Below are 12,264 nucleotides of genomic sequence, written 5' to 3'. Positions count from 1 at the left end.
CCCATTTGAGTTTATAAGATACAAGAAGTATTTATAAGCGTTCATGACGTTTAGCCGCCTCCCATAACCTCTCCATCTGGGTCAAATCACTGTCCTCTAAATTTTTGCCAGCCGCTGCTAGTTGCCTCTCAATGAAACCAAAACGTGACTTGAACTTATGCACACAGGTCAATGCCGAGGCTTCTGCATCGAGATTGAGTTTACGAGCGACATTGACTAGTGCAAATATACAGTCGCCAAGCTCTTTTTCGATATCGCAAATATTGGCGGCTATCTCGTTTTTGGATTTGTCTTTAATTTCAGCTTTGAGCTCGCTAACTTCTTCGTCTAATTTGTCCAATGCACCCTCGACACTTTCCCAATCAAAGCCTAATTTTGACGCTTGTTTTTGTACTTCTTGCGCTTGCATAAGGGCGCTACCCGCTTTTACGCTATCTAAACGACGACGAGGTTTACCTCGCGCAGCAGCAGCTTGATTCTCTTCCGCCTTGATCTCATCCCAACGCAGTTTTACCGCAGCCTCATCGGCCAGATTCTCGCTATCAAAAACATGCGGATGGCGACGAATCAGCTTTTGTTGTAGCGTGGTAATGACGTCACTAATATCAAAACGGCCTTGCTCAGCATAGAGCTGACAGTGAAAGATTACTTGCAACAATACATCGCCAAGCTCGCTTTTTATATCTTCATCATCGTCCTCTTGTACTGCCGCGCCAAGCTCATAAGCTTCTTCGATTGCATAAGGGATTAGGCTATGGTTGCTTTGTTTTTGATCCCATGGACAATCACTACGCAGCCGTGCCATTAGCGCTAAAAGGTCCGTTAATTCGCCAGTAGCATCAGGCACGCCTTGTACAGGCATAGGTGCAGTAATCTGATTTTGATCAGCCATAAAAAATCTCTTATATTTTTAGTAAAAAATACGTATATGAATAAATTACGGGTTTAAGAAACCATATAAATTCTGGATATATTATGATCTAGCTAAAAGCTTTCACCCTATCTATTTATCAGTTAGTGTATCATTTAATAATTACCAAACTCTAATGACACTGTTATTAAGACTGTTATTTCTATAATAAGCAAACGTAAGGAATTTAAACTCTATGTCTATCGATGATTCAAGCTATCAGGCTGTTACTGAATTTACACCTATTACTATCGACTCATTTAAAGCCTACGATATTCGTGGTGAGCTCGGCGTCAGCTTAGATGAAGCTATTGCCTATCGTATCGGGCGCGCTTTTGCACAGATTTTATCTCAAACGGCCAAGAGCAATAGTGAATTACAAGCTTTAAAATCTGCAATCGTTATCGGTAGCGATATTCGTAAGTCAAGCGAGCAGTTAAAACAAGCCACTATCGCTGGTATTAGGGACGCTGGTATTGATGCCATTGATTTGGGTATGACGGGAACCGAAGAGGTCTATTTTGCGACCAGTCATTACCAAGTACTAGGCGGTATCGAAGTTACCGCAAGCCATAACCCAATCAATTATAATGGGCTAAAGCTAGTCAAAGAGTACTCAAAACCGATTAGCGCGGATGATGGTCTGAACGAGATTCAAGCATTAGCAGAATCTGGTCAATTCGCTGACATGACAGTAAAAGGTCGTTTGCAATTATTGACGGATAAAAGCGCTTATATCGATCATGTCATAAGCTTTGTCGATATGGATAAGTTAAAGCCGCTAAAGATAGTGATCAATTCAGGTAATGGTAGCGCAGGACCTGTCGTTGACTTATTAGTAGATAAACTAACGCAAGCCAATGCTCCGATTGAGGTCATCAAGCTGCACCATGAGCCTGATGGTAGCTTTCCAAATGGTATTCCTAATCCGATGATTTTGGCTAATAGAGAGTCTACTCGCCAAGCCGTTATTCAGAACAAAGCCGATCTTGGTATTGCCTTTGACGGTGATTTTGATCGCTGTTTTTTATTCGATGAAACGGGCGCGTTTATTGATGGTAGTTATGTGGTAGGGATGCTGGCGCAAGCTTTTTTGAACAAATACCCCAATGAGTCGATCGTCTACGATCCAAGAGTGCTTTATAACACTAAAGCCGTGATTAGCGAACATAATGGCACAGCGGTCATTAGCAAATCAGGACACTCCTTTATCAAGCAGGTGATGCGAGAGTCAGGGGCAATCTATGGTGGCGAGATGTCAGCGCATCACTATTTCCGTGACTTTTGTTATTGCGACAGTGGGATGATTCCATGGTTATTAACCATAGAGCTATTATCCATCACAGGCAAGACGCTCTCAGAATTAGTTACTGGTTATATCAGCGCTTATCCCAGCTCAGGTGAGCTTAACTTTCACCTAAGCTCTACCGATGCTGGGACAATTATAAAAGGCATTGAAGATAAGTTTAGCCTAGAGCAGCCTAACAAAGACACGCTTGATGGTTTGAGTTTAGACTTTGGCGAGTGGCGTTTTAATCTGCGCACTTCTAACACCGAACCGCTGATTCGATTAAATATCGAAACTCGTGGGGATGAGCGACTATTAGCAAGTAAAACACAAGATATCCAGCAGTGGCTCGCAACTCAAGGCGCTATTCCTGCTTAATGACAGCCTGTCCCTTAAAAATCTATCCCTTAAAATAGTAAAAACGCCTGTCAGCATAAAATTGACAAGCGTTTTCACTTTGACAGTTTTATAGAAAATTTTTATTAGAGTAAAGCTAAGCTTTTATTTACTACGACCAATCCCGACATAATCCCCTATTAAGGTATCAATTTGACTCCGTGCTAGTGCATTTTGCGCATCAAATATAGGTATAGCTTGATGATTAAGCTGGGCGACATCCAGCCTATGCTGCGGTGATAAAGTAATAATAAACACCGCCTGCGCCTCATTGAGCTGTTGGTAGGGCTTGTCAACGAGCGTTAATAGCGGCTGTTCGCTATAAAGATCTGCCAGCTCAGTCTTGGCCTTATCACTATAGACTAGAGTATTAATGTTATATGACCATAATAAGTCTAATAATGGATGAATGGCTGACCCTGCGGTACGCCCTGATCCTGACTTGTAGCTACCACCCCAGATCATGACCGTCTTATGATCAATAAACCCGTCAAAATACTGCCAAAACTTACGGAATATCAGCTCTTTTTGGTCTTCATTGATATGTCTAACTGACTGTAGCATAGGCATATTAACGCTTTTCTCGTCCGCTGAGCGCTGTAGCTTATCTAGCTCTGTAGGTAAGGTATTACCACCAAAGCCCCAACCTGCTTGCAAGTAACTACTACCAATACGCGCATCTAATCCCATAATACGGCTGACTTTTTTAATATCTATTTGTAGGCTATCTGCCAAACGGGACATCTCATTCATAAAGCTGACGCGCGTTGCGAGCATCGCCATGATGCTGCTACGCGCAAATTCTATAGTGGCAATATCAGCATGGTGCTTTGCTTTGGCGTGTTGAATAATAGGCTGGAGCGCAGCTAGATGCTGACTACTATCTGGCGTCTTTTCTCCAAGTAGCCATAGGGATGGCGTAAGCATAGAACTATAAGCATCACCATCTTGCAAAAATACAAATGGCACATAATAAACCCAAGCACGCTTCAAGCGCTCAGCTACTGTAGGAATACAGCCTAATGGCCTAATACCGCTGATAATGATTGGCAACGTCTGCTGCTGACTTCGATTGAAGGCTGTGATCCAGTTATCATCTGACCATTCGGTTTTGATACTATCTAAAAATAACCAGTACATCGCGGCTATTGGTTGACTACTATCAGCAGTAGTAACTTTCTCATAACGCTCAAGCAGCGTATCAGCATTATCTGGCAAAGCTTGACTAACGATTTGCTGGTGCTGAGTATAGAGCTGCCATAGTGCTTGCAGATGATGCTCAAAGCTATACTGCTGCAATTGCTGCTCTAGTAGCGCCAAGTCAGCATAGATATGCACCTGCTGACCTAAACTTGCCAGCACCACACTACTAGTAATAGCTTCGATATCGTGACCGATAATAATACAGACTTTTGAGTTTTCAGTAGTAGTTACAGCGACAGACATCTTATTTCCTCTCTAAGGGACGTTTTTCAAAAGTTATCATATAACCGCAAGCTTTGATAAGTAAAAACTCATAAATCATAGTAACTAAGACAGCTGTCTAATATGTGCCAGCAACTGATTGGTCGAAGTATCGAATGGGCTATTATTATCTTGCTGTAAAGACTGATAAACCGACTCTGCCATCTGCTTACCCATCTCAACACCCCATTGATCAAACGGGTTAATATCCCAAATACTAGCCATTACATAGACTTTATGCTCATACAGTGCAACCAAAGCGCCTAAACTGTGCGGGGTTAGCTCATCTATCAATAGCGTAGTCGATGGCTGATTACCTCGATAATGCTTATATTTATCCGCATCACAACTGGCTGCGATATTAGCAACAGCATCATTACCAAAGGCTAACACTCGACTTTGTGCCAAACAATTCGCTAGTGACAACTCATGCTGATGTTGCAAAGAGGCATTCTGAGCATCGTCATTATAGTGACGCACGCAGGCGATAAAATCGCAAGAGACATGCTGCGTTCCTTGGTGTAGCAACTGATAAAAAGCATGCTGAGCATTAGAGCCAATCTCGCCCCATAGAATAGGGCAAGTATCGTAATCAACCTGCTCGCCACTATGAGTCACAGATTTGCCGTTACTTTCCATCTCAAGCTGGGTCAGGTAGCTAGGCAAATAGCTCAAGCGCCCATCATACGGCAGTACAGTATGGGCATGAATATGTAGAAAAGTACTGTTCCAAACAGCAAGTAAGCCTAATAATACTGGTAGATTACCCTTAAAATCGGCTGTCGCAAAGTGCATATCCATACTGTGCGCACCCGCAAGCAGCTCGCGAAACTGGCTCATACCAATACGAATAGCAATCGCCAAGCCAATCGCTGACCATAAAGAAAATCGACCGCCAACCCAATCCCATAGCTGCAACTGATGCTCAGGATGAATACCCCATGCACTCATTTTGACGCTATTGGCAGATATACCAATAAAATGCCGACGCAGAACGCTCTCTTGCGTACCTGCACGCAAGAGAGCGGTTACCAATAACCATGACAATGCCGTCTTCGCATTGGACAAGGTATCAACCGTACCAAAGGATTTAGAAGATATAATAAATAGGGTAGTCTCGGCATTTAGACGCTTAAGCAAATTATCGAGCTGGCTACCATCCATATTAGAGACAAAGTGCACGACAATCTCGGTGTCTGCCCATTCATCAAGCGCAGTCGCCGCCATCAAAGGCCCTAAATCAGAGCCACCAACGCCAATATTGATCACATCAGTAATCGCTTTACCAGAAAATCCACGCCAATTGCCACTGCGAATACGCTGCGATAACCGTTCAACTTGCGCTAAGCTATTGTGCACATCAGCGGTCACATTCTGACTACCTACTTGCAGCTTCGCACCCTCTGGCAGTCGTAATGCGGTATGAAGAGCGGCCCGCTCCTCACTAGTATTAATCGTCATCCCTTGCATCAAGTCTGTAATACGTTTGCCTAGATCACTGCTATTCGCTAAGTCTAATAAGTTGGTAATCACCTTATCATCGATACATTGTTTACTATAGTCCATATATAGCGCACCCGTTTGCGCGCTATAACGCTGAGTGCGACTTTCATCCTGACTAAACAATGCAGCAATAGACCATTCTTGCTTTGCCAGCTGCTGTAATTGAGTCCATTGCATGGAGCTACGGGCATTTTTATACAATGGCATAGACATAGGTTTGTTCATCAGTTATTTATCACCGTCTAATTGACGCTCAGCAAAGTAAATAAAAGCTTGCATATAAGAGCGCATATCACCTGCGTCATAACTACACCCAAGCATAGTAGTAACCTCAACGCCTTGTTGACTAATCAGCGCGTCTATAGCATCTGTCAGTTGAATCTCGCCACCGACAGAGGCTGTCGTATCGGCTAAATAATCAAATATCTGATTGCTAAATGCGTAACGGCCGACCACGGCTAGGCGCGAAGGCGCTTCTGCTAAGCTTGGCTTTTCTACAAAGCCCGCTACTTTAAAACTAACATTAGTATCTATGCTATTTTCAAAGCTGACATTCTCATCAAGCTTAGCAATACCGTATTTAGAGACATCCTCATCAGCGACTTTTTCGACTAATATTTGTGAGTGTCCCCTTTTAGCAAACTCAGCCAACATAAAAGCCAAATTGTCATTCTTTAGATCAGTCGTAAAAGGATCAAGTACTACATCAGGTAGTAACACCGCAAAGTCATGTTGCCCAATGATGGGTCGCGCTGCTAATACGGCATGACCTAAACCTAGCGCTTTGCCTTGCCGTATCGTAGATATTGTCACATCCTCTGGCAGCCAATTTAAACTATCTGCAAGCGCGTCCTTGCCCTTAACACGCAACTGATTATCCAGCTCAGCATTGATATCAAAGTAATTTTCAATAGCACTTTTTTGTGCATGGCCTACTAGCACAATATGTTTGATACCTGCTGCAATAGCTTCTTCAACCACATAATGAATAGCAGGACGATTACCTAATGGTAGTAGCTCTTTTGGCACAGCTTTAGATAAAGGCAACATGCGCGTACCAAAACCTGCAACGGGAATGACGGCGTGAGTAATTTTTTTCATAAGTAATAGGCTATATTAGAAGGTTGTTTTAATTAGAGTCTGATCGTTTTGTTAGTTTTTGCTGTAAATAATTTAGCGCAGCGCTATGATCGATTGCCAAACCAGTGAAATAAATATAGTCGCGGAAAGTTTTATCATAAGCGTACCACAATCATCGTTTAAAATACTTAATTTTCCAAGCTTACTGACTGCCACTTGCAAGAGATAATGCAATAAAAAATAAAAAAAAGACACCCCATTTTAGGGATGTCCTTGATTTTTCAACAGAGTTCTAGTGTTTAGCTAGATAAACCGAAGTCCATCTTACCAACCAGTAACTTCTTTTAGCTTATCACCAAGTTTAGACGGGTCACGCGTATAAGCGATACCAGCATCTTCAAAGGCTTTGAATTTCTCTTCAGCAGTACCCTGGCCACCAGAGATAATAGCGCCAGCATGACCCATACGCTTGCCTTCTGGAGCCGTAACACCAGCGATATAACCAACAACTGGCTTAGTGACATTGTCTTTGATATAAGCGGCCGCTTCTTCTTCAGCGGTACCACCAATCTCGCCGATCAAGATGATAGCTTCAGTTTGTGGATCTTCTTGGAACAGTTTTAATGCATCAATCTGGTTCATACCAGGAATAGGATCACCACCGATACCGATACACGTTGATTGACCAAATCCAAGCTTAGTCGTCTGGGCTACTGCTTCATAAGTCAAAGTACCAGAGCGTGAGATGATGCCCACTTTACCTGGCATGTGGATATGGCCTGGCATGATGCCGATTTTGCACTGACCTGGAGTGATAACGCCTGGGCAGTTAGGACCAACCATACGCACGCCGTCTGCTTCTTCGATGTAACGTTTTGCTTTTAGCATATCTAGAGTAGGCACGCCTTCAGTGATCACGATGATCAGCTTCACGCCAGCATCTACCGCTTCAACGATAGAATCTAGTACAAATGGTGCTGGTACATAGATAACAGAAGCATCAGCATGAGTCTCAGCCATAGCTTCTGCCATAGTGTTGAATACAGGCAGACCTAGGTGAGTTTGACCACCCTTACCTGGGGTCACGCCGCCTACCACTTTAGTACCGTATTCGATGGCTTGTTCAGAATGGAACGTGCCGTTTTTACCCGTAAAACCTTGTACCAATACTTTGGTATCTTTATCGATTAATACACTCATTATTTATTCCTTGTATTCGGTTGTCTTGTAATAGTGATCTTCAATATGATTGCTATCAAATTTTGGCAATCAATCCTAGCTATGAAACCACTATTACGCTTTGACTACTATGCTTTAGTACTTATTTCTAAACACTAATCATTAAAGACTTAAGCTTTAACAGCATCGACAATTTTTTGAGCCGCATCTGCTAACCCTTGAGCTGAAATCAATTTCAGACCAGATTCTTTTAGAATTTTCGCGCCAAGCTCAGCGTTGTTACCTTCTAAACGAACAACGACTGGTACTGTTACGTTAACTTCTTTGATAGCCGCGATGATAGCTTCTGCAATCATGTCACAACGTACGATACCACCGAAGATGTTGATCAACACACCCTCAACGCTGCTGTCTTCCAAAATGATCTTGAAAGCTTCAACAACGCGGTCTTTAGTTGCGCCGCCGCCAACGTCCAAGAAGTTAGCAGGCTTGCCGCCATACAATTTGATGATGTCCATCGTAGCCATTGCAAGACCAGCACCGTTGACCATACAGCCGATGTTACCTTCTAGGGCAACATAGTTTAAGTCAAACTCGGCCGCTTTTAGCTCACGCTCATTTTCTTGAGTTTTGTCTTGTAGCGCAGCGATTTTTGGTAAACGATATAAAGCGTTTGAGTCGATACCGATTTTGCCATCAACACAAACAATCTCGCCGTTTTCGCGGACGGCTAATGGGTTAACTTCCAATAAGGCAAAGTCGTTTTCAACAAAGGCTTTATAAGCACCAGTCATTATTTTTACAAACTGATTGATCTGTTTGCCTTCTAAACCTAACTGAAACGCCACATCACGCGCTTGATAAGGCATTAGGCCTACTAATGGATCAACACTCGTTTTAAAGATTTTTTCTGGGGTCTCATTTGCAACTTCTTCGATATCAACACCACCTTCGGTTGATGCCATGAAAGTTACACGACGAGTAGAACGATCTACTACAGCGCCAAGATATAGCTCAGTCTGTACGGGGTACATATCTTCTGCAACTAGTACAAAGTTAACTGGCTGACCATCAGCGTCAGTTTGGAAAGTCACTAAGTTAGTACCGATTAATTCATCAGTGACTTGCTTAGCTTCTTCACGAGTTTTAACGAGCTTTACGCCACCCGCTTTACCACGGCCACCAGCATGTACTTGCGCTTTGATAACCGCAATATCCGTCGGGGTTTTATCAAAAGCTGCAGCAGCTTCGTCGCCACTATAGGCAATAATGCCTTCTTGAATGGGCAAACCGTAGCTTTTTAATAGCTCTTTTGCTTGGTACTCATGTAAATTCATTGATTGTATCCTTTATTTTTTACAATTAATAAAAAGTGAAAGTGAGCGCGCGACAACGTTCGTCTGACGCACTGGCAATCACAGCGACAGTCTTTATCATAAAACTGCGCTATGATCAGCTAATAATGCGTTATTTATTTACGTTTTTTGCGCTGAATAGCGTGAATAGCGCGACCATCTGCAGATAAAGCAGCTTCATGGACGGCTTCTGAGATCGTTGGATGTGCAAACGTCATCAGTTGCAAGTCTTCGATACTAGAGACGAACTCCATCGCAATCATGCCTTGGTGAACAATATCACCAGCACCAGCAGAGATAGCATGCATACCTAGCAATCTATCTGTCTTGGCATCAGCAACGACTTTGATAGAGCCTTGTGCTTCACTTTGAGCCAATGCACGGCCGTTAGCGGCTAAATTAAATGAGCCTGTTTTGACTTCATAACCTGCTTCGGTCGCTTCTTGCTCAGTCAAACCAACCCATGCGATTTCTGGATGGGTATAGATAACATTAATAATAGTCTCATAGTTAACTTGAGCTTTTTCGCCATGGATGCGCTCAACTGCCATCATGCCCTCTTCCATAGCTTTATGCGCAAGCATAGGGCCACGGACTAAATCACCGATAGCGTACACGCCATCAAGATTAGTCTTACATTGATCATCAACGTCGATTAATCCACGTTCAGTCAACTGAATACCACTATTTTCACCCAATAGCTTTTCAGAATAAGCACGGCGACCCACACACACAATCAGCTTATCAAAGCTCTCATCTGATGCTTCGCCTTTATTTTCGCTAGTGACAACCACTTGATCATCTTTAATTTCAGCATTAGTTACTTTGGTATCGACACGGATATCAAGACCTTGCTTTTTCAGCATTTTTCCAGCTTCTTTTGAGATGTCTTTATCAGCAGCGGCTAAGAAGCTTGGAAGCGCTTCATATACAACTACTTCGCTACCTAGACGACGCCATACTGAACCAAGCTCAAGACCGATAACGCCTGCACCGATGACACCTAAACGCTTAGGAACTGAAGTAAAATCAAGCGCGCCCGTAGAATCGACGATGCGATCACCGTCAGTTTTGGCAACTGGGATATCAATAGGAACAGACCCTGCTGCAAGAATGACATTTTTAGCAGTAATAGTACTTTCTGCTTCGTCTGCAAGTGCTGTAAATTTAACAGTCTTGTCAGCGCCTTTGCCATCAACCAACGTGCCCCAGCCTTGTAGCCAGTCAACGCCATTGCCTTTTAGTAGTGCTGCAACGCCGCCTGTTAACTGCTTAACGATACCTTCTTTACGCTCAATCATTTTCTCAATGTCGATGGCAACATCGCCAGTACTAATGCCATGCTCATCGAGATCATGTTTAGTAGCTTCATAGCGGTGCGAGCTATCAAGTAGTGCTTTTGACGGGATACAACCGACGTTCAAGCAAGTACCACCAAGAGCAGGTTCACCTTTATAAACTCGTTTTTCGATACAAGCAACGCTCATACCTAGCTGCCCTGCACGGATAGCTGCTTCGTAACCACCAGGACCACCGCCAATAACGACTAGATCATAATTGTCTTTCATAATGGAATTCCATATTTTATGTATAGTTAAAAATTTGTGAATCATCTAAATTACAAATCAAAGCTTAATAGTAGTAATCAACGCGTAGTAATATTAATCAAAGCTTAATGACTCTATAACTAATAAGTCATGGCTATCACTAAAGCTGATTTTTCATATTGAATGATGCAGAATAACTAAGATGACAGATATATTGAATAGCTTAGAGTGAATAAGCGCTTAGATAATAACTAAAAAGCTTGTACTAGCAATTGCCAATACAAGCCCAAAAATTTAAAGATCTAAAAGTAGCATAGTTGGGTCTTCAACCAATTCTTTAATGGTTACTAAGAACTGTACCGCTTCTTTACCATCAATCATACGGTGATCATAAGACAATGCAAGATACATCATTGGCAAGATTTTAACTTCACCATTAACTGCCATTGGGCGATCGTTAATGGCATGCATACCTAAGATAGCCGTTTGTGGCGGGTTCAAGATAGGCGTTGACATGAGTGATCCGAATACGCCACCGTTAGAGATAGTGAATGTACCACCGATCATATCGTCTAGACCAAGTTTACCTTCTTGTGCTTTGCCACCGAACTCACGAATTTTGGCTTCAACATCAGCCATACTCATTTGATCGGTATCACGCAGTACTGGTACTACTAGACCACGATTAGAAGATACCGCAACACCGATGTCATAGTAACCATGATAAACGATGTCATCACCGTCCAATGAAGCATTAACCGCTGGGAAACGTTTCAACGCTTCAGTCGCCGCTTTTATGAATAACGACATAAAGCCTAAACGTGTGCCATGGCGTTTTTCGAACTGCTCTTTATATTTAGCACGCATATCCATCAACGGCTTCATATTGACTTCGTTAAACGTAGTTAGCATTGCAGTTTCTTGAGAAGCTGCTAATAAGCGATTGGCAACTGTCTTACGTAGACGCGTCATAGGTACGCGGCTCTCACTGCGCTCACCCGTTGACTCTGCAACAACCTTACCACTGTCAGTCTTGATACTACTATCAGCTTTTAGAGTTGGGCTTGCCATATCGCCTTTAGTGACTCGACCACCACGACCACTGCCCTCGACATCTTTAGGATCTACGCCTGACTCTTTTGCGGCTTTGCGTACTGCTGGGCTTTGATCTTTATGATCAGCTTCAGGAGCATTTGGACGACTTGGTGTATCGCCGTAACCCGTTTCTTTTTGTTGAACAGGGGCAGCAGGCTGATCTGGATCAACAGCATGAGCAGAGCCAGCTTCAGCGGTAGCACCCGCTTCAAACTCACCAATAAGCTCATCAGATAATACAATATCATCGACTTGCTTGACGATCTTAGTAACGACACCATTGTCAGGTGCAACGACTTCTAATACTACCTTATCAGTTTCGATTTCGGCTAGTAGGTCGTCACGGCTAACTTGCTGACCTTCAGTGACATGCCATTCAACGATTGTGCCATCGGCAACCGATTCTGGAAACACGGGGGCTTTAATCTCAGCCATCGATATACTCCT

9 protein-coding genes are annotated in these 12,264 nt (G+C 43.0%); 1 reads left to right on the top strand and 8 read right to left on the bottom strand.

Going from position 1 to position 12,264, the window contains the following annotated elements; genetic code table 11:
- Nucleotides 1-31: 31 nt before the first annotated feature.
- Nucleotides 32-892 carry a nucleoside triphosphate pyrophosphohydrolase gene (gene mazG / locus Q9G97_RS00715; RefSeq protein WP_371747895.1) on the bottom strand — a complete coding sequence of 287 codons (861 nt, stop codon included), beginning with the start codon at nt 890-892 and terminating at the stop codon, nt 32-34.
- Nucleotides 893-1,106: 214 nt separating this feature from the next.
- Between mazG and Q9G97_RS00710 the strand changes: the two genes are divergently transcribed.
- Nucleotides 1,107-2,576 carry a phosphomannomutase CpsG gene (locus tag Q9G97_RS00710; protein ID WP_305899326.1) on the top strand — a complete coding sequence of 490 codons (1,470 nt, stop codon included), beginning with the start codon at nt 1,107-1,109 and terminating at the stop codon, nt 2,574-2,576.
- A gap of 123 nt (nt 2,577-2,699) precedes the next feature.
- Here the strand turns inward: Q9G97_RS00710 and Q9G97_RS00705 are convergent, their stop codons facing one another.
- From Q9G97_RS00705 to odhB, 7 genes are all read right to left on the bottom strand, one after another.
- Nucleotides 2,700-4,040: a UDP-glucose/GDP-mannose dehydrogenase family protein gene (locus Q9G97_RS00705; RefSeq protein WP_305899325.1), complete on the bottom strand. Its 1,341-nt coding sequence runs from the start codon at nt 4,038-4,040 to the stop codon at nt 2,700-2,702.
- Between the two features lie 84 nt (nt 4,041-4,124).
- A complete protein-coding gene (gene pgi / locus Q9G97_RS00700; protein WP_305899324.1) occupies nt 4,125-5,774 on the bottom strand; it encodes a glucose-6-phosphate isomerase in 1,650 nt (549 codons plus the stop codon).
- Between the two features lie 15 nt (nt 5,775-5,789).
- Nucleotides 5,790-6,662 (bottom strand): UTP--glucose-1-phosphate uridylyltransferase, encoded by an 873-nt coding sequence (locus Q9G97_RS00695; protein WP_305899323.1) that lies wholly within the window; start codon nt 6,660-6,662, stop codon nt 5,790-5,792.
- A 303-nt stretch (nt 6,663-6,965) separates the two neighbouring features.
- Nucleotides 6,966-7,841 (bottom strand): succinate--CoA ligase subunit alpha, encoded by an 876-nt coding sequence (gene sucD, locus Q9G97_RS00690; RefSeq protein ID WP_201570960.1) that lies wholly within the window; start codon nt 7,839-7,841, stop codon nt 6,966-6,968.
- A gap of 149 nt (nt 7,842-7,990) precedes the next feature.
- Nucleotides 7,991-9,157, bottom strand: coding sequence for an ADP-forming succinate--CoA ligase subunit beta (sucC, locus tag Q9G97_RS00685; RefSeq protein ID WP_201570958.1), 1,167 nt, complete (start codon nt 9,155-9,157; stop codon nt 7,991-7,993).
- A gap of 134 nt (nt 9,158-9,291) precedes the next feature.
- Entirely contained in the window at nt 9,292-10,743 is a 1,452-nt protein-coding gene (gene lpdA, locus Q9G97_RS00680; protein WP_305899322.1) for a dihydrolipoyl dehydrogenase, read from the bottom strand.
- Nucleotides 10,744-11,016: 273 nt separating this feature from the next.
- On the bottom strand, nt 11,017-12,252 hold the full coding sequence (gene odhB, locus Q9G97_RS00675; RefSeq protein ID WP_305899321.1) for a 2-oxoglutarate dehydrogenase complex dihydrolipoyllysine-residue succinyltransferase: 1,236 nt from the start codon (nt 12,250-12,252) through the stop codon (nt 11,017-11,019).
- Between the last annotated feature and the right edge of the window lie 12 nt (nt 12,253-12,264).

This window comes from Psychrobacter sp. M13, from assembly GCF_030718935.1.
GTDB classification, from domain to species: Bacteria; Pseudomonadota; Gammaproteobacteria; order Pseudomonadales; family Moraxellaceae; genus Psychrobacter; species Psychrobacter immobilis_G.
The sequence above is the reverse complement of the archived record's forward strand: the minus strand, read 5'-3'. Positions and strand labels throughout refer to the sequence as shown.